We start from the raw sequence: 18,975 nt of genomic DNA, 5'->3' as shown, positions 1-18,975 counted from the left end.
CTGGACAGTGTCTCACTGTCTCCTACAGTTCAGCCAAACGAGGAATAACCTGAATGTCTGCCTCCTATGACGTGATCGTGCTCGGTTCCGGCCCCGGCGGCTATGTCGCGGCGATTCGCTGCGCGCAGTTGGGGTTGAAGACCGCGATAGTGGAACGCGAGAATCTCGGCGGCATCTGCCTCAACTGGGGCTGCATCCCGACCAAGGCGATGCTGCGCTCGGCCGAAATCTACCACTACATGCAGCACGCGGGCGATTACGGTCTCGTCGCCAAGGGGATCGAGGCGGATCTAGGCGCGATCGTCAAGCGCAGCCGCGGGGTGGCAAAACAGCTCAATCAGGGCATCGGCCACCTGATGAAGAAGAACAAGGTCACAGTCCACATGGGCGAGGGGACGCTGACCGCCGCGACCTCCCTCACGGTGAAGGGCGAAAAGGGCGAGGAATCCCTGACCGCGAAACACATCATCGTCGCCACCGGCGCGCGCGCGCGCGACCTGCCGTTTGCCCCGGCTGACGGCAAGCGCGTGTGGACATACCGCCACGCCATGACCCCCAGCGAACTTCCCGAAAAGCTGCTGGTGATCGGATCGGGCGCAATCGGGATCGAATTCGCCAGTTTCTACAACGACCTCGGCGTTGACGTGACCGTGGTCGAAATGCTCGACCGGATCGTGCCGGCTGAGGATGCGGACGTCTCGACCTTCCTTGAAAAGTCGCTGAAGAAGCAGGGCATTACGTTTCTGACCGGCGCGGGTGTCGAGGACATGAAAGTCAGCGAGAACGGCATCACCGCCACCATCAAGGACAAGTCCGGCAAAGCCGCACCGCAGGACTTCACCCACGTCATCGTCGCCATCGGGATCGTCCCCAATACCGAGAATATCGGGCTCGACGGGCTGACGGAAATGGAGCGCGGCTTCATTCAGATCGATCCCTATGGCCGCACCAAGACCAAGGGGCTGTGGGCCATCGGCGATTGCACGCCCGGCCCATGGCTGGCGCACAAGGCGAGCCATGAAGGCGTCACTGCCGCTGAAGCAATCGCGCAGGAACTGGGCAACACAAACGTCCACCCGCACCCGCTTGACCGCAACGCCATTCCCGGCTGCACCTATTGCCACCCGCAGGTCGCCAGCGTCGGCCTGACCGAGGCGAGGGCGAAGGCAGCGGGCCTCGAGATCAAGGTCGGCAGCTTCCCCTTCATCGGCAATGGCAAGGCCATCGCGCTGGGCGAGGCGGAAGGCTTCATCAAGACCATCTTCGACGCCAAGACCGGCGAACTGCTGGGCGCGCATATGGTCGGCGCGGAAGTGACCGAGTTGATCCAGGGCTACACCGTCGGCAAAGTGCTGGAGACAACCGAGGCGGAACTGATGCAAACCGTCTTCCCGCACCCGACTTTGAGCGAAATGATGCACGAAAGCGTGCTCGACGCATACGGGCGGGCGATCCACTTCTGATGGCGCAACTAGTGCGGAAAGGCGCTTGTCTCCCGTAACGGGCTACAGGTTTTCTAAAGTTGTCGCTGCCGACTAACTCGTTAGCCTTCACTCTCTTCGAAGCACATGACGGGGGCGTGAATTGACCAAATCGACTAGGCCAACGACAGATCGCGCTCAGAGGCGCTTGCTTTTGGGTCTCGGTGAAGGAATGCCTCTGAATGAAGCGGCGGCGAGGGCCGGTGTGTCGCTCGAAGATGCCAGAAAACGGGTTCGCTCAATCAGATATCTTATGGCTTCTAATGATAGCGCCATCGACGACTTTCTGATGGAAGCTGAAGCCATCGAGTATTCAAATGATCAAAAATCAACGGACCTGACATCCAATCAGGACAGTCCGGCGACATCCCGGCGCTCATTGCTAAACAATCTTCTGGAAAATCTAGAGCCAGAAGAATTGCGCGACGTAGCGCAAACGCTCTTGAAGATCGCCGATGCTATCGATCAGGATTGGCACCCGGAGAAGGTGCGTTCCGCCTATCACTGGCCTTCCGCCGCTGCGAGGATCGAGCGGAACTCTCCAAGGCTGTCAAAGCGCGCAATGTCGATCCTTCGTTTTCGAAAGGAACGCACGAAAACGATTGCGCCCGACCTGCTTGGAGAACCGGCATGGGAGATGCTGCTGGAGCTTTTCTGTCAGTTTGCTGGTGGTGCCGCTATTTCCTTAAAAAGCCTGACTATCGCTTCCGGCGCAGCGCCAAGCACAGCGCTGCGACAAGTCGATAAATTGGAACTGGAAGGGCTTATCAAGCGGCAACCTAGCCTCACCGATGGCCGAGTTACGCTGATTACATTGACTAAACAGGGAGTTTTGGCGGTGGGTCGTGCTCTCGAACAGTGCCCCTGAGTTAAAGAGCAGCCTCGGTCGTTTCGCTTTATCTCGCTGCTGCATCTGCATGATGCCGCGCAGGCAATTGGCGGACAGGGTGGGATTCGAACCCACGGAGGGCTTGCACCCTCGGCGGTTTTCAAGACCGCTGCCTTAAACCACTCGGCCACCTGTCCGCATGACGCGCTCTCTAGCCAAGCCGGATTCACAAGTCACTATACTTCGGTTGTTGGGAATTCAGCAAAGGTATGACATCCCCTCGGACATGATTCACCGTCTGCTCCCCGTCGCCTGTGTTGCGCTTGCCGCAGTCTCCCTGTTCGGCACCAGCGCCGTGCTAGCACCCGCGACCGCACAGGCGCCCGATCAACTGGCGCTTCCGTTCGATGCCTACGTCGAGGTGTTGAAGGCGCGCGCACAGGCGGAAGGGGTGAGCAGCGCGACGATCGACCGGATGACCGCCGGCCTCACCCCGAATGATCGCGTGATCCGGCTCGATCGCAACCAGCCCGGCAGCGCCACGGCGCAGGGTTATCCACCGCTTGCGCCGTATATCGCCACCCACGTCAATGGTGCGCGGATCGGCAGCGGGCGTGCGGTCTATGCCCAGCACCGCGATCTGCTCGCCCGGATCGAGCGCGAAACCGGAGTGCCCGGTGCGATCATCGTCGCAATCTTCGGTCACGAGACCAGCTACGGCAGGATCAAGGGCGATTTCGATCTCGCCCGCAGCCTCGCCACGCTTGCTTGGGAGGGGCGGCGGCGCGAGCTGTTCGAAGGCGAGTTCATCGCGCTGCTCAAGATTGCGGACAGGGGCTTTGCCCGGTCGCAACTGGTCGGCAGCTACGCCGGAGCTTTCGGCAATCCGCAATTCCTGCCGAGCGTCTACATTCGCCTCGCTACCGATGGCGACGGGGACGGCCGCGCCGACATTTTCTCCAACCGCGCCGACACCTTCGCCTCGATCGCCAACTATTTCCGCGATGCGGGATGGCGTCCGGGCCAACCGTGGGGCGTGCGGGCCTATGTGCCTTCGGGCTTCGATGTCGATGCATACAACACCGAACTGGTCGCACCGCTCTGCCCGCGGGTGCACGAGCGGCATAGCGTTTGGAAGACGGTTGCCGAGTGGCGTGCGCTCGGCGTGGTGGGGCAGGGCGGATTGGCTGACGCGGTGATGGTCTCGTTGTTCCAGCCCGACGGGCCGGGCGCTCCGGCATGGCTGCTGACCAGCAACTACCGCTCTATCCTCGAATATAACTGCTCCAACTATTACGCGATGAGTGTGGGGCTTTTGGCCGATGAAATCGTGAACTGAGGGCAGCGCACGCCTCGCCAAGGGCAGGGGGTGTGGCTATAGCTTGCGCCGTGATTGCCATTCTCAAATTTCGCCCGGCCCTGCTGCTGATTCTGCTCGCCGCAGTGATATCGCCTGCGGGCGCGCAGCGTACCAGCGTGCCTGTCGTTCCTGCGGTTCCGCTTGCTAACGAAGCGCCGGTGGCGTTGCTGGTCGACATCACCAGCGGTCAGGTGCTCCATGCCCGCAACCCCGACCGGCGCTTCATGCCGGCGTCGGTAACCAAGGCAATGACGCTCTATCTGGCATTCGAGTTGATCGAACAGGGTCGGCTCGATACTGCGCAGGTCTTCACGATGAGCCCTGCGATCGCGCGCGAGTGGCGGCGCCGGGGATCGACGATGTTCCTCGACGCCGGCGAGCAAGTGCGGGTGGATGATCTGCTGCTCGGCATCGCCAATGTGTCGGCCAATGACGGGGCCGCAGTGCTGGCTGATGGGCAGGCGGGCTCGGTCGCAGCATGGACGGCGGCCATGAACGAGGCGGCATACGCGATCGGCATGAGCGGGAGCCACTTCGCTTCCCCCAATGGCTTCCCCGACGAAGGGCAGACGTTCACTACCGCCAGCGATCTCGTACGGCTCGCGCAGGCGATGGTGACGCGGCACCGCGACAAGTTCGGCTATTATGTCGGTCGCGCGGGCTTCAATTACAAAGGTATCGCTCAGATCAATCATGATCCGCTGATCGGTCGTACTGCGGGCGCAGACGGGATCAAGACCGGGTTCACCAACGAATCGGGTTTCTCCTATCTCGGCACTGCGCAGCGCGATGGGCAAAGGCTGGTGCTGGTGCTGGCGGGAGTTGAGAACGGACGGCTCAGGGGGCGGCTGGCTCGCAGTTACATGGAGTGGGGCTTTACCGCGTTCGACCGCCGCCGCCTGTTTGCATCCGGAGCCGTCGTGGGCGCGGCGCGGGTGCAGAATGGCGATGCGCGGGACCTGCCGCTGGTAGCGGAAGGACCGGTGGCTGTGAACATGCCACGCGGAAGCAAGGGCAGGCTGACCGCGACGATCCGTTATGAAGGCCCACTGCGCGCCCCGATTGCGGCCGGGCAGAACGTCGCTGTGCTCGAGGTCACCGCGCCCGGCGTCGCGCCTGCACGGATCCCCCTCTACGCACGCGAGGATGTGGCAGTCGCTGGCCCGCTCGAGCGGATCATCAACGCCGTCGCGGGGCTGTTTGCATGAGCGCGCCGGAGGGCCGGTTCATCGCGTTCGAAGGCGGCGAGGGGGCGGGCAAATCCACCCAGGCGCGGTTGCTTGTCGAGGCGCTGCAGGCCCGCGGGCTGGCGGTGGTCACCACGCGTGAGCCGGGCGGAACGCTGGGCGCAGAGGCGATCCGGCGCTTGCTGCTCGATCCGCCGGGTGATGCGGGCTGGACCGCCGAGGCAGAGGCCTTGCTGTTCGCGGCCGCCCGCGCCGACCACGTCGCGCACCTGATCCGCCCGGCGCTCGCACGCGGCGAATGGGTGGTTTGCGACCGCTTCGTCGATTCGAGCCGCGCATATCAGGGCGGAGCGGGCGGGTTGGGCGACGACGCCATCCTGTCGCTCCACGCCTTCGGTAGCGGCGGGCTGAGACCCGACCGGGTGATCCTGCTCGAAGGCGACGAGACTGTGCTGGCCGGACGGCTTACGGCGCGCGGTGCGATCAGCGACGCCATTGAAGGGCGGCCCGCCACCTACCACCGTGCGGTGGCCGAGGCCTTCCGCGCCTTGGCCGTGGCCGACCCTGTCGGGATCGTGCGGATCGACGGCATTGGCGCACCCGATAACGTCCACGCCCGCATCATGGACGCATTGGCCGATCTGCTGGACGGCGAGGGCGAAGGGCGATGACCCGCTGGCCGAACCACATCGAGCCTTGGCGGCAGTGGCGCGATGCGCTCGGCAGCGAACGGATGCATCATGGCTGGCTGTTGTCGGGCAAGGCAGGCGTAGGCAAGCGTGACTTCGCGATGGAGGCCGCGCGCGAACTGGTGGCAGAGCCCGGCGTGCCGCAGCCGCAGGGCGATCATCCGGACATTCTGGTGCTCAGCTATGGGCCAAAGGACGACAAGGCGGAAAAAGCACAGGCCGATGGCAAATCCTTCGAACTGGCCCGCAGCATCCGTATCAAGCAGATCCGCGCAATGCAGCGACGGCTGTCCACCCGTCCGACACTCGGCGCGCGCCGTGCGATCATCATCGATCCTGCAGATGATCTTGAAAAGTCAGCCGCGAACGCGCTGCTCAAGAGCCTGGAGGAACCGCCGGTCGGCACTTTCTTTCTGCTTGTTTCCCACCGTTCGGCGCGCTTGCTCCCCACGATCCGTTCGCGCTGCCGCACCTTGCGGTTTCCAGCGCTCACCGATGGCCAGCTTGCCGCGATGCTGGAGGACGGCGGACTTCCGGTCGATCCGGCTGCCATCGCTGCCGCTGAAGGCTCGTTCGGCGCGGCCTTGCGGTTTGCTTCGCAGGATCTCAATCCGTTGGCGCAAGTGATTGCATCCTTGCTGTCCACCAGAGACAGCGATTTCAAGCAGCGCGGCCAGCTGGCGCGGCTGATCGGGCCGCGCGCTGACCGGGAACGGATACAGGCCGTGCTCGATCTGGCGCAAGGCCTCGTCGCCCGCGCGGCGCGGTCTTGCGAGTCGCCAGAGCAACGCGCCCGTCTGATCGATACCCATGCTGCGCTGGTCACGCTCGCCGCTGATGCGCCTACCGCCAATTTCGATCCCACGATGCTTCCGTTCGAGATCGGCACCTTGCTTGTCTCCGCCGCCCCAGCTAGCGAAACGGCCCATGCCTGACCCTGACCACGCCCCCTTCTACATCACCACCGCGATCAGCTACCCCAACGGAAGGCCGCATATCGGCCATGCCTATGAGGCGATTGCCGCGGATGTGATCGCCCGGTTCCAACGCCTTCAGGGCCGGCAGGTGCGGTTCCAGACCGGCACGGACGAGCACGGCCTGAAGATGGCGCGCAAGGCCGAGGAGCAGGGCCGCACGCCGGCCGATCTCGCGAATGAAATGTCCGGCTATTTCCGTGAGATGTGCGATGCTCTGAATGTTTCGTATGACCGATTTATCCGCACCTCCGATCCCGATCACCATCACGCCAGCCAGGCGATTTGGCAGGCGATGGAGGCTGCAGGCGACCTGTACCTCGACCGCTATGAGGGATGGTATTCGGTTCGCGACGAAGCCTATTACGACGCGAGCGAACTTACTGAAGGCGAGGGCGGGGAAAAGCTTTCGCCGCAGGGGACGCCTGTCGAATGGACGGTCGAGGAGAGCTGGTTCTTCCGTCTTTCCAAATATGAGCAGCCGCTGCTCGATCTGCTGCGCACCCCCGGATTCCTCGAACCGGCGAGCCGCCGCAACGAGATGATCGCCTTTGTCGAAGGCGGCCTGCGCGATCTTTCGATCAGCCGCACCAGTTTCGATTGGGGCGTGAAGGTGCCGGGCAGCGAAGGCCATGTGATGTATGTGTGGGTCGATGCGCTCACCAACTATCTGACGGGTCTTGGTTATCCAGACGATACGTCAGAGGGAATGGGCACCTTCTGGCCTGCCAGCCTGCACCTGATCGGCAAGGATATCGTGCGCTTCCACACGATCTACTGGCCAGCCTTCCTGATGAGCGCACAGCTACCGCTGCCGCAAAAGGTGTTCGGTCACGGTTTCCTTCTCAACCGCGGGCAAAAGGAATCGAAGTCGCTTGGCAACGTCACCGATCCGCTGGCCTTGGCGGAGCGCTTCGGTGTGGATGCCTTGCGCTACTTCCTGATGCGCGAGGTCGCGTTCGGACAGGATGGCAGCTATTCTCCCGAAGCAATTGTTTTACGGGCCAATGCGGAGCTGGCGAACAGCTTCGGCAATCTGGCGCAGCGCACCTTGTCGATGATCGTGAAGAACATGGATGGGCGGCTGGAAATGTTCGAGCAGCAGGATGCGGACGCGGCGTTGCTGACAACAGTTCGCGCTGCGTGCGGCTCCGAACTTCCCCGTGAATTCAATGATCTGTCATTCTCGACCGGGATCGAGGCATGGCTGCGGGCGGTCTATGCCTGCAACCAGTATGTCGACGAACAGGCACCCTGGACGCTGAAGAAGACCGATCCTGGGCGGATGAAGGCAGTGCTGCAAACGCTGTTTGTGGCTTTGCGCGATCTTGCCATCGCGATTCAGGCCGTTGTGCCGGACAAGGCCGCTGCATTGCTGGATCAACTTGGCATTCCAGAGGGCGAACGCAGCTACGCAGCGATGTCGGACACCGACTGGTTTGCCCGCCTCGTCGCTGGCGGTTTCACGGTCGCGCCGCCGACCCCGCTGTTCCCGCGCCTCGAACTGCCGGAAACGGAGCCCGCTGCCTGATGCTGGTCGATAGCCACTGCCATCTCGAATACAAAGGCCTGGTCGAGGATCAGTCCGCAGTACTCGACCGTGCGCGGCAGGCTGGCGTAGGGGCATTCCTCAACATTTCCACCCGGCAGAGCGAATGGGATCAGGTCGTCGCCACCGCAGTGCGCGAACACGATGTATTCGCCAGTGTAGGCATCCATCCGCACGAGGCCGATGCGCATCAGGATTTGGGACGTGCCGCCTTGCTCGAGGCGACGCAACATCCGCGCGTTATCGCGATCGGCGAAACGGGGCTCGACTACTATTATGACCATTCTGACAGAATGGCACAGAAGCGGCTGTTCCGAATGCATATTGATGTCGCTCGCGAAACGCAGCTGCCGCTCATCATCCATACCCGCGATGCTGAAGAGGATAGTTTTTCGATCCTGGCCGATGAAATGGGGAAGGGGGCCTTTCCGGCGCTGATCCACTGCTTCACCGCATCGGCAGAGTTTGGCGCGAAGGTGCTGGAATTGGGATTGACGATTTCGCTGTCCGGCATCGTGACCTTCAAGAATGCCAAAGCCTTGCAGGAGGTTGCAAAGACCGTTCCTGAAGACCGGCTGCTGGTGGAGACCGATAGCCCGTTTCTGGCCCCCGTGCCCCATCGAGGGCGGGTGTGCGAACCGGCCTATGTTGCGGATACGGCAGCCTTCATCGCTGACTTGCGCGGAACGAATGTGGAACATCTGAAAGCGCAGACCACCGCCAATTTCTTCAAACTTTTCAGCAAGGCGCGCCCGTGAAGGTGGTGATGCTCGGCTCCGGAACCTCCACCGGGGTGCCGCGACTGGGCGGGGCGGACGGCACCGGGGATTGGGGCGACTGCGACCCGGACGAGCCGCGCAATCGCCGCACGCGGGTTTCGATCCTGATCGAGAGCGGCGAAGGCAGGCGACTGCTGGTCGATACGTCATCGGATTGTCGTGCGCAGCTGTTGGCGAACCGGATCGGCAGCATCGACGCGGTTTTCTGGACGCATGACCATGCTGATCATTGCCACGGCATCGATGATCTGCGGGTGCTGCGTTACGGGCGCGCTGGGCCTATACCCGGCTTCGCATCGACCGAAACAGTGCGGCGCCTGCGGCAACGTTTCGGCTATGTCTTTGCGGGACAGGACGGTTACCCCACGATCTGCACGATCGATACACTCGATCGGATGCGGATGGTGGCAGGCTTCGGGGTCGAATGGTGCCAGATGGCGCATGGGCCAGGCGAAACGACCGCATTCCGGTTCGAAGCCGATGGGAAATCCATCGGCTATGCGACCGATTTCAGCGAAATTTCCGAAGATATGATCGATCTGTTCGATGATGTCGACGTCCTTGTGTCCGACTGTCTGCGGCGGGAGCCTCATCCGACGCATGCCCATTTGGCGATGGCAATCGAGCTCGGCGAACGCTGCGACGCCGGTCGCGTCGTGCTGAGCCATCTAGACAAGAGCATGGATTATCGCAGTCTGTGTGACGAGGTGCCGGACTTCGTCACGGTCGGCTATGACGGGTTGGAGATTGTCGCATGAACGAAGACATGCTCCTGCCGATCGTCACAAGCCTCGGTTGGCTGATACTGGTCGGCGCCGCTTTCGCGTCCTACCGCCTGAAATGGAGCCAGATCATCCGTATGGCGCTGGTTTGGTTAGCCATTTTCGGTGGGCTCTATCTAATGGTGGAGTGGTTTTTGACTGCCCAGGGCTCTGCCAGCGCACTGCTTTAGGTTTTACATAATATATATTATCAATCTTAAGGTGAGACATGAGCGAGGTGCCCCCTATCGAACGGCTGCTGACTATAATGGCCCGGTTGCGTGACCGTGCAACCGGTTGCGAATGGGATCTTGCGCAGACCTTCGAAACCATCGCTCCATACACGATCGAGGAAGCCTACGAAGTTGCCGATGCGATCGCGCGCAACGACGTCGCCGACCTCAAGGACGAACTCGGCGATCTCCTGTTTCAGGTCGTCTTTCATGCGCGCTTGGCTGAGGAACGTGGCTATTTCGTTTTTGCCGATGTGGCCAACGCCATCAGTAACAAGATGGAAGCCCGCCATCCCCACATCTTCGCCGGTGCTGGCGGCACAATGGACGATGCGCGCTGGGAAGATATCAAGGAAGGCGAGCGCACCGCCAAAGGCGTAACCAGTGCACTCGACGGTGTGGCGAGCGCGCTACCGGCACTGATGCGCGCGCAAAAATTGCAAAAACGTGCCGCCCGCACCGGCTTCGACTGGCCCGACCCCTCAGGCTCCGAAGCCAAAGTCATCGAGGAACTCGAAGAGCTTAATTCGGCAACATCAGAAGCAAATCGAATCGAGGAAGCCGGCGATCTGCTGTTCGCGGTGGTCAACTTCGTTCGGGCCCACGGCATCAACGCCGAAGATGCGTTGCGGGCAGCCAATGCGAAATTCGAGCGACGCTTCCGCGCAATGGAAGACAAAGCAAGCGGCAACTTCCAGAACCTTGCTCTCGACGCGCAGGAGGTCTTGTGGCAGCAGGTGAAGGACGCCGAATAGAAGTTTGAAAATCAATGGCCAAGGGTGGCAAACTGCCCAAGCTCCTTGGGATTGAGGCGCACAGTCACCCGGCGCATTGGCCCTGCAACCCCCTCCCCGGCATCCTCCTCTGCGACAACCTCGCCGTGCGCGTGTAGCCACGCGATCTGCCGACCTTCGCTGACGGGCAGAGTAAAAGTCACTTCACGTGCCGTTCCGGTCAGCATGGCGGCGGCGCGATCTTCCAGCGCGGCCACACCTTCCCCGGTGACGGCCGATACCATCACCGCACCCTGAAGTTCGGCCATGCCGCGCAATTCGTCTTGGTCTTCAGTGGCCAGAAGGTCGCACTTGTTCCACACTTCGACGATCGGGATCGTACTGTCTCCGGTGTCGGTATCGACGATACCCAGATCGCCAAGCACCTCTATCACCTGCTTTTTCTGCGCTGAATTGCTGGCATTCGCCATGTCGCGGACGTGGAAAATGACGTCTGCGAAGGTCACTTCCTCCAGTGTCGCGCGGAAAGCGGCCACTAGCTGCGTCGGCAGGTCGGAGATAAAGCCCACCGTGTCGGACAGGATCGCCTTTTCTACTCCCGGCAGACCGATAGCGCGCATCGTCGGATCTAGCGTTGCGAACAGCAGGTCCTCGGCCATCACGTCGGCACCGGTCAGACGGTTGAACAAAGTGGATTTTCCAGCATTGGTGTAGCCTACCAGAGCAATGATCGGCCACGGCGCCCTGCCCCTCCGCTCGCGGTGCAAGGCGCGGGTCTTTCGCACCTGCTCCAGTTCGCGGCGCAGCCGGGTCATGCGTTGCCGGATCATCCGCCGGTCAGCTTCGATCTGTGTTTCGCCGGGGCCGCCGAGAAAGCCGAAGCCGCCACGCTGGCGTTCGAGGTGCGTCCAGCTGCGCACAAGGCGGCTTTGCTGATAATCGAGATGCGCCAGTTCGACTTGCAGACGGCCTTCGGCGGTCGCGGCACGCTCACCGAAAATCTCGAGGATCAGCCCTGTCCGGTCGATCACCTTGCGTTTCAGCCGGTCTTCGAGATTGCGCTGCTGGATCGGGGTGAGCGCCCCGTCGACGATCACCAGTTCGGCTTCGTGCTGTTCGCACCACACCGCGATATTTTCGACCTGCCCGGAGCCGAACAGCGTGTTGGGCTGCATTTTGCGAACAGGCAAAATTGCCGAGTGCGCGATGACAATGCCAATCGCCAGCGCAAGCCCTTCGGCCTCCGCCAAGCGATCGGATGCATCGAGATCATAGCGCAACACCCTAATATCCGGGCACAGCACAAGCGCCCGCGCACCGCGGGTCACCTCTTCACTGAATTCGCTGTCGAAGCTCAGTCTGCTATTCCGTCATCAATTACAGCATCGTCGTCATCGCCGACACTCAGATCGACGGGTCCGGCGGGCTGAATAGTGGATACTGCATGCTTGTAAGCCAGTTGCACCGCGCCGTCGCGTTCCAGCATCATGCAGAACAGATCATAGGCCGCGATTCGGCCCTGCAACATGACCCCGTTCACCAGAAACATCGTCACCTGAACCTCGGCATCGGCGACGCGGCTGAGGAACACGTCCTGCAGTTGCTTCTGCTTCTTGCCACCGGGCCGGGCCTGGAACTGCTGCGGATCGAGCATCTGGCCGGGCATGATGGTCGAGATCGCGTGCTTGTAGACCAGCTGTGACTGTCCATCGCGGCGTAGCAGGATCGAGAAATTGTCGAACCACGTCACGATACCCTGGAGCTTGACCCCCTTGACCAGGAACATGGTGACCGGGACCTTATTCTTCCGCAGCAAGTTCAGGAACATGTCCTGCAAGTTCCCCTGCCGTCCCGTCGATCCGCCATTGTCGGTAGATCGCGGCTCGCTAGGGGCGGTTGGGCGGACGATGGGGCGGGGAGAGAGTGTTCGCCCGTTGGACATGATTTTGCCTCCTGTTCTTGGCGACCATCGAAAGTGACCGCAGTTAAGAGCAGGCGCGCCAAATGGTTGGCCACCACACCCTTGCAATATAATGGCGATTGGAACGCCTTGCGACAAGGCTTGATTTGGACTGCAGGCGTGGCTTGCTGGCGTGCTGCTCTACTCGCCGTCCGCCTCGTCGCGGCGGTCTGCCATTCCCAGCAACTTGAGTTTACGATGCAAGGCCGAACGCTCCATCCCAATAAAGCTAGCAGTTTTAGAGATGTTGCCGGAGAACCGCCGGATCTGGATCGCCAAGTATTCGCGCTCGAAACTTTCGCGCGCCTCGCGCAGCGGGACGCCCATGATGGCGGACAGGCTCTCACCCCCCGCCCCGACCTGTCCGCCGGTGATTTCGGTCGGAAGCATGTCTGGCTCGACCGTGTTTAGCTTTTCGCGCGGGGTCATGATGATCGTCCGCTCGACCACGTTCCTTAGCTGGCGGACATTGCCCGGCCAATCATAGGCCTGCAGCGCCGCCATTGCCTCGGACGAAATTTCCGGCGGGGTGAGGCCTTGGTCGTTCGAATAGCGGGTGAAGAAATGCTCCGCCAGCGATGGGATATCCTCACGCCGTTGGGAAAGCGACGGAATTGCCACCGGCACCACGTTGAGGCGATAGAACAGGTCTTCGCGGAAACGCTTTTCCGCCATTTCCACATTCAGATCGCGCGTCGTCGATGACACCACACGAACATCGACCCCGATCTGCCGACTGCCCCCGACCCGCACGAAGCTCTGGTCGGTCAGAACACGCAGGATACGCGCCTGCGTGGACAGCGGCATGTCCGCGATCTCGTCCAGATACAGCGTTCCGCCATCGGCCAGTTCGAGCAGGCCCGGACGCATCTGCTTGCCGTTGACTTCCTCCCCGAATAATTCCTGCTCGAAGCGCTCGGGCGTGATGCGGGCCGAATTGACCAGCACGAAGGCGCCTTGCGCGCGCCCGCTCCAGGCGTGGAGCAGGCGCGCGGCCACTTCCTTCCCGGCGCCGGCAGGGCCGGAAATCAGTACGCGGCTTCCGGTATTGGCCACCCTTTTCAGCGTCGCGCGAACGCCGTTGATGGTGGGCGAATTGCCAGTGAATTCCGCGCTGCCCCAACTGCCTTCACGCAGGCGGCTGTTTTCGCGGCGCAATCGCTCCGTCTCGGTCGCGCGCTCGACCAGCAACAGCAGCCGTTCGGCCTCGAACGGCTTTTCGATGAAGTCCATTGCGCCGCGCCCCACGGCGGCAACTGCGGTATCGATATTACCGTGTCCCGAAAAGATGATCACCGGCAAACCTGGTTCGCGCGCCTTGATCGCATCGAGCAGTTCCAGTCCGTCCATCTGGCTTCCGTGCAGCCATACATCGAGCAAGACGAGGCTCGGTCGGCGCTCGTCGATCGCGGCCAGGGCTTCGGTGCTGTCGGCGGCCGTGCGGCATTCATACCCCTCGTCGCCGAGCACGCCGGCAACCAGTTCGCGGATATCGCGTTCGTCGTCGACGATCAGGATTTCGAGCGCCATCGGCAGTGTCCTTCGGTCAGCTGTTCAGGGTTCATCAGGCGGGCAGGCCATCGACGGGTTGGGGATTGCGGGCAAAGCGCATGGTCACGCGCGTTCCTCCGCTCTCCGCACTGGCGAAGCTCATGTCGCCGCCATGTTCGTCGACGATCTTGTTGACGATCGCGAGACCGAGGCCGGTACCTTTCTCTCGGGTGGTCACGTAAGGCTCGGTGATGCGGTCACGATCCGATGGAAGGCCGACGCCGTTATCCTCGACCGTGACCATGATCGAATCCCCGGCATCGCCGATTGTAACCGCGATTTCGCCGGCATATTCGCCGCGCGCCTCGCTCGCTCGGGCTTCCACGGCTTCCACGGCATTCTTGAGCACGTTGGTCATGGCCTGCCCGAACTGATGCCGGTCACAGCGTACTTCGCGGTCGAGAAGTTTCGTGGATGAGACACCGAAGGCAATCCCGGAATGCGCGACTTCCTGCAGGAAAACCGCCTGACGCACCAAATCCAGAGCATCCTCGTCACGGAACACCGGCTTGGGCAGGCGAGCGAAGGATGAGAACTCGTCGACCATTTTTCTGAGGTCGCCGACCTGGCGCACGATGGTGCTGGTCAGTTCGTCGAACAGGTCGCGGTCCTCATCGCCGACCTGCGTGCGGTAACGCCGCTTGAGGCGCTCGGTCGCGAGCTGGATGGGCGTGAGCGGGTTCTTGATCTCATGCGCGATCCGCCGGGCGACATCGGCCCATGCCGCCTGCCGCTGATCGAGCAACTGGCGGGTGATATCCTCGAAGGTGATGACATGGCCGCTGGTGCCGGGCGCCAGCTTTACCGCGAGCGTCAGCAATTCTGCTCCCTTGGCGTGAGTGATGATTGCCCGTTCCTTGCCTTCCGCAATCATGCGGCACAATTCGGGCGCAAGCTCCTCCAGCGCGTGGCCGATCATGTCCGCCCCTTCAGCGCCGGGAGGCGAGAGCAGCGCCTGTGCCGAGGAATTCATCAGCATGACGCGGTTTTCCGCATCGACCGAGATGACGCCTGCCGTGACCGATTCGAGCACCGCCTCCATGAAAGCGCGGCGATCGTCGATCTGGCGATTGGCGCTGACCAGTGCCTGTGTCTGCTTCTCGAGCTGCCCGGTCATCCGGTTGAACGCGCGATTGAGCAGGCCGATCTCGTCCGCCCCGGTGCGCCCTTCGAGCCTGAGCGCGAAGTTGCCCTGCCCAACCTTGCGCGCCGCCCCCACAAGGTCTGTCAAAGGTTTCACCTGCCTGTCGGCAAAGCGCAGCGCAAACCAGATGGCCAATCCCACCAAAAATAGGCTGACCGCCACCAGTGCGATGTTGAAGCGCAACTGCAGCATCCGTGCGCTGCCAGTCAGCCGGTCATAAGCGCCGACAATCGACTGCGCTCGCGACCACGAGTTGAACATGCTCTCTTCGGTGGTGCGGGCGTTATATAGGAAGATGCCGCTATCAGGATCGATCGGCGCAAGCGCTTCGATGCGCTCGGGGCTTCCGACCACCACGACAAATTCCCCCTGAGCGAGACGCGGCAGGGCATCACGACTGAAATCGAGTAGGCTATTGTCCTCGGTCAGGTCCAGGATGGCCGCCGTACGCAGAGAACCGTCTGACATGCGTTGCAGGATCGCGCTTTCCGAAATTTTTCGGCCTTGCGCCTGCAAGGCGTAGAAATCCGGGAAATCGCCATCGGTGATCGCGACTCGTTCCAGAATGAAACGCATATCGCTCGCCATCGCCAGCGTTTCCTGCTGCACGTCGCGTTGATTGGCATCGTAGTAATTCTGCGCCAGCGCGTTGGCGTTCTCCATCAGGCCGCGGGAATCATCGGAGAACCAGAAATCGACTCCGGTCTGAAACAGGAACGCGGCAAACCCGGCAACCAGCAGCGTGGGCAGAGCGGCCACCATCGAGAAAAAGAACACCAATCGTACGTGCAGCCGCGCGGTGCTGCCGGAAGCGCGGCGCAACGCCACCCGGCGACCGATCAGCACGAGCAATGCCATCGCCGGCACCAGGGTCGCCATGAGGATGAGCGAAACCTGCATTGTCGGCAGCAGATCGTCGGGTGCCGATGTGCGCGAATAGGTCAGATAAGTGGCACCAATGGCCGCCAACAGCGCGACGGCACACAACAGCTCGAGCCACCCAAAGATATTTGCGCGCCGCGAGGCGACGATAAACCGGCGCCACCAACGCGGAGATTGTCGCGGCGCAAGGCTCGGCGTTCGGGTCATGGGCGCATCCATCGTTGCTCCTTTACAACAATGGTGTGGCAATTGCGCAAGCCGAAACTGAGGTTATGGCCAATCCCGCTCAGGATGGCTGCGAGAAACGATCGGGTTCGAGGCCCAGTTCACCGATTCGTTTGCGCAAGGTGTTGCGATTGATGCCGAGCAACTGCGCCGCGCGCAGTTGGTTGCCACCGGTTCTCCCCAGAGCATGCTCGATCAAGGGCTTCTCGAATGCCGCCAAAGCGCGGTGATAAAGCGTTCCGGGCGGCAACGTTTCGCTTGCCAGCCATGCAGCCAAAGCGGATGCGAAACTGCCGCCATTTTCGCGAACCGGGCCGGCGCCAAAGGTGATTTCCTCCCCGATGATGTCCGCAAGGCTTTCCGCATCGATCCGGTCCTCCCGCGCCATCAGCGCAAGTCGGTATACCACATTCCGCAATTCGCGCACATTGCCGCGCCACGCCCGCTGCTCAAGTCGGTTGACGGCCTCGGGCGTCAGCGTGCGGCGCGGCAGGCCATCTTCGGCGGCAAGGATCAGGAAATGCTGCACCAAGGCGCCGATATCCTCGCGCCGCTCGCGCAACGGCGGCAATTCGATCGGCACCACGTTGAGGCGATAGAACAGATCCTCTCGAAAGGTGCCGGCAGCGATCATCGGCGCAAGATCGCGATTGGTGGCGGCGATGATACGGACATTGACGGCGATTTCCTGCCGCCCGCCAACCCGCCGGATGCGCCCCGATTGCAGCGCCCGCAGCAGCCGGGTCTGCGCTTCGGCGGGCATATCGCCGATCTCGTCTAGGAACAGGGTCCCGCCATTAGCCTGCTCGAACTTTCCGATCGCCTGCGCAATCGCTCCGGTAAATGCACCCTTTTCGTGCCCGAACAGCTCGCTTTCCACCAGATCCGCCGGGATCGCGGCGGTATTGACCGCCACGAAAGGGCCAGTGCGACGATTGCCGAGTTCGTGGATCGCTTCGGCCACCAGTTCCTTACCGGTGCCGCTTTCCCCGGTTATCAACACCGTGAGATCGTTACGCAGCACGCGGGTTATCATGCGGTAGACGCTTTGCATTGCCGTGCTGCGCCCAACCAGCGGCATGCGCGTGCCCACGCCTTCCGCTTCTCCCTCGACCTCTGCCTCGGACTGCGCAAGGTTGGCGCGTTGGCCCACCGCTTGCCGCACCGCATGGACGAGCTCGTCGAGATCGAATGGCTTCGGAAAGTATTCGAAGGCGTCGCTCTCGCTCGCGCGCACTGCGGTGTCGAGCGTGTTCTGTGCCGACAGCACGATGACCGGCATGTCCGGCGCGCGTTCGCGGACCGCCGCAAGGCTGGCAAGGCCATCTCCGTCTTCGAGAATTACGTCCGTCAGCATCAATGCAAAGCCGTGCTGCTTCAGCAGGCGGTCGCGAGCTGCAATGCCGGTGCAGTGGGAGATCGCGAAGCCCTCGTCCTCGAGCGCCGCCGTTATGACCGTTGCGATGGCCGCATCATCTTCGACCAGAAGGATCGCCTGTTTGCCCGAAGTGCCCATCGATTACCCTTCGCGCCGGGCCTGCGGAAGATGCAGACGAAAATTCGTCAACCCACCGCGCTGGTCGCGGTCGTGACTGATATTGCCATTCATGTCGCGCACGAGCTTGCGCACCAACGAAAGGCCCAACCCCTGTCCCGAGGTCTTGGACGAAACGAACGGTTCGAACACATGATCGCGCAGTTCGGGCGCGATGCCGGGACCATTGTCGGTCACTGTGATCTCGATCGAAAGCGGCACTGCACGGCCATGCCTGATCGCGCTGAACGCCAGCCCGCTGACAAACCGGGTCTGCACCGCGATTTCGGCTGCCCCCAACCCTTCGAGTGCCGCATCCCGGGCATTCGATACAAGGTTGATGAGCACCTGTTCCAGAGCATCGCGATTGGCCAACACTGGCGGAAGCGAAGGGTCGAATTCCTCGCGAATCTCGACCGCGCCCCGCTCGCCCTCTGCCGCGCGCACCGTGGCGATGGCCGTGCGGATGGCCTCGTGGGGATTGCACGGCTCGACCGGTCCGGTTCGGGTGCTGCCAAGTTGCTGCATCCGGTCAATCAGCCGGGCAATCCGGTCGACCTCGTCGGTAATCATGCGGGCCAGTTTCTTGTCGCCATCGGGAAGCTTGCGCGCAATCAGCTGGCCTGCACCGCGAATGGCCGCGAGCGGGTTCTTGATCTCATGCGCGAGCACTGCAGGCGCGCCGAGCATGGCATCACCGCCCTGCTTTTGGCCGGGATCTTCATGGCCGATTTCCGAAATCGTCACCACGCGCCACCCCGGAAATGTGCCGAGCGGCGACACGGTCATGTTGACGCGGATTTCCGCACTACCCGCCATGATGGCGAGGTCCCGCGCAACCAGTGCCTCGTCCGGCTCGCGCAGGCGCGCTTCGACGCGCGGGTCGAGCGGCCCGATCCGCTCAGTCAAAGATGCACCGACAATCCGGCTTGCGCTGGTGCCGAGCAAGCTTTCGGCAGCATGATTGACCTCCGCGATCACGCCGACTTGATCGATCAGAATGACCGCAAAGATAAGCCCGGAAATCTGCGCGCGGGCATCTGGCAGGCTGTCGGCCTTGAGCGCTGCGGCCATAGCGGGAGTGCCCATTTCTCCCGTCGGCA

At 62.1% G+C, this 18,975-nt stretch carries 17 protein-coding genes and 1 tRNA gene; 11 read left to right on the top strand and 7 right to left on the bottom strand.

Features of this window, described 5'->3' with window-relative positions:
• Positions 1–53 precede the first annotated feature (53 nt).
• Both lpdA and J3454_RS01925 read left to right on the top strand, forming a co-directional pair.
• On the top strand, positions 54–1,463 hold the full coding sequence (gene lpdA / locus J3454_RS01930; protein ID WP_349512072.1) for a dihydrolipoyl dehydrogenase: 1,410 nt from the start codon (positions 54–56) through the stop codon (positions 1,461–1,463).
• A gap of 172 nt (positions 1,464–1,635) precedes the next feature.
• Positions 1,636–2,349, top strand: coding sequence for a MarR family transcriptional regulator (locus J3454_RS01925; protein WP_349512071.1), 714 nt, complete (start codon positions 1,636–1,638; stop codon positions 2,347–2,349).
• 68 nt (positions 2,350–2,417) lie between these two features.
• On the opposite strand, the gene J3454_RS01920 is transcribed toward J3454_RS01925, so the two are convergent.
• Positions 2,418–2,507: transfer RNA gene (locus tag J3454_RS01920), tRNA-Ser, on the bottom strand.
• Between the two features lie 89 nt (positions 2,508–2,596).
• Here J3454_RS01920 and J3454_RS01915 point away from each other — a divergent pair.
• From J3454_RS01915 to mazG, 9 genes are read left to right on the top strand one after another with little or no spacing between them, the layout of a single operon-like run.
• The gene (locus J3454_RS01915; protein ID WP_349512070.1) at positions 2,597–3,649 is read left to right on the top strand and encodes a lytic murein transglycosylase; all 1,053 of its coding nucleotides are present in this window, start codon (positions 2,597–2,599) and stop codon (positions 3,647–3,649) included.
• A gap of 32 nt (positions 3,650–3,681) precedes the next feature.
• The gene (locus J3454_RS01910) at positions 3,682–4,878 is read left to right on the top strand and encodes a D-alanyl-D-alanine carboxypeptidase family protein (protein WP_349512069.1); all 1,197 of its coding nucleotides are present in this window, start codon (positions 3,682–3,684) and stop codon (positions 4,876–4,878) included.
• A complete protein-coding gene (tmk, locus tag J3454_RS01905; RefSeq protein ID WP_349512068.1) occupies positions 4,875–5,528 on the top strand; it encodes a dTMP kinase in 654 nt (217 codons plus the stop codon). Before J3454_RS01910 ends, tmk begins: the two co-directional genes overlap by 4 nt.
• Positions 5,525–6,481 carry a DNA polymerase III delta subunit-related protein gene (locus J3454_RS01900; RefSeq protein WP_349512067.1) on the top strand — a complete coding sequence of 319 codons (957 nt, stop codon included), beginning with the start codon at positions 5,525–5,527 and terminating at the stop codon, positions 6,479–6,481. The genes tmk and J3454_RS01900 overlap by 4 nt, the downstream gene beginning before the upstream one ends.
• Complete coding sequence (metG, locus tag J3454_RS01895) at positions 6,474–8,051, top strand: methionine--tRNA ligase (RefSeq protein WP_349512066.1); 1,578 nt, start codon at positions 6,474–6,476, stop codon at positions 8,049–8,051. Before J3454_RS01900 ends, metG begins: the two co-directional genes overlap by 8 nt.
• On the top strand, positions 8,051–8,827 hold the full coding sequence (locus J3454_RS01890; RefSeq protein ID WP_349512065.1) for a TatD family hydrolase: 777 nt from the start codon (positions 8,051–8,053) through the stop codon (positions 8,825–8,827). Before metG ends, J3454_RS01890 begins: the two co-directional genes overlap by 1 nt.
• Positions 8,824–9,606, top strand: a complete 783-nt coding sequence (locus J3454_RS01885; protein WP_349512064.1) for an MBL fold metallo-hydrolase — start codon at positions 8,824–8,826, stop codon at positions 9,604–9,606. The genes J3454_RS01890 and J3454_RS01885 overlap by 4 nt, the downstream gene beginning before the upstream one ends.
• Positions 9,603–9,800, top strand: coding sequence for a hypothetical protein (locus J3454_RS01880; RefSeq protein ID WP_349512063.1), 198 nt, complete (start codon positions 9,603–9,605; stop codon positions 9,798–9,800). The genes J3454_RS01885 and J3454_RS01880 overlap by 4 nt, the downstream gene beginning before the upstream one ends.
• 38 nt (positions 9,801–9,838) lie before the next feature.
• Positions 9,839–10,597, top strand: coding sequence for a nucleoside triphosphate pyrophosphohydrolase (mazG, locus tag J3454_RS01875; RefSeq protein ID WP_349512062.1), 759 nt, complete (start codon positions 9,839–9,841; stop codon positions 10,595–10,597).
• A gap of 11 nt (positions 10,598–10,608) precedes the next feature.
• On the opposite strand, the gene hflX is transcribed toward mazG, so the two are convergent.
• The 6 genes from hflX to J3454_RS01845 form a co-directional block, all read right to left on the bottom strand.
• On the bottom strand, positions 10,609–11,904 hold the full coding sequence (gene hflX, locus J3454_RS01870) for a GTPase HflX (protein WP_349512061.1): 1,296 nt from the start codon (positions 11,902–11,904) through the stop codon (positions 10,609–10,611).
• Positions 11,905–11,930: 26 nt separating this feature from the next.
• On the bottom strand, positions 11,931–12,518 hold the full coding sequence (hfq, locus tag J3454_RS01865; RefSeq protein WP_349512060.1) for an RNA chaperone Hfq: 588 nt from the start codon (positions 12,516–12,518) through the stop codon (positions 11,931–11,933).
• Between the two features lie 159 nt (positions 12,519–12,677).
• Entirely contained in the window at positions 12,678–14,066 is a 1,389-nt protein-coding gene (gene ntrX, locus J3454_RS01860; RefSeq protein WP_349512059.1) for a nitrogen assimilation response regulator NtrX, read from the bottom strand.
• A 34-nt stretch (positions 14,067–14,100) separates the two neighbouring features.
• Complete coding sequence (locus J3454_RS01855) at positions 14,101–16,320, bottom strand: sensor histidine kinase (protein WP_349512058.1); 2,220 nt, start codon at positions 16,318–16,320, stop codon at positions 14,101–14,103.
• 79 nt (positions 16,321–16,399) lie between these two features.
• A complete protein-coding gene (locus J3454_RS01850; RefSeq protein WP_349512057.1) occupies positions 16,400–17,854 on the bottom strand; it encodes a sigma-54-dependent transcriptional regulator in 1,455 nt (484 codons plus the stop codon).
• A gap of 3 nt (positions 17,855–17,857) precedes the next feature.
• Positions 17,858–18,961, bottom strand: a complete 1,104-nt coding sequence (locus tag J3454_RS01845; RefSeq protein ID WP_349512056.1) for a two-component system sensor histidine kinase NtrB — start codon at positions 18,959–18,961, stop codon at positions 17,858–17,860.
• Positions 18,962–18,975 lie beyond the last annotated feature (14 nt).

The organism is Erythrobacter sp. NFXS35 (genome assembly GCF_040148725.1).
Taxonomy (GTDB): Bacteria; Pseudomonadota; Alphaproteobacteria; order Sphingomonadales; family Sphingomonadaceae; genus Erythrobacter.
The sequence above is the reverse complement of the archived record's forward strand: the minus strand, read 5'-3'. Positions and strand labels throughout refer to the sequence as shown.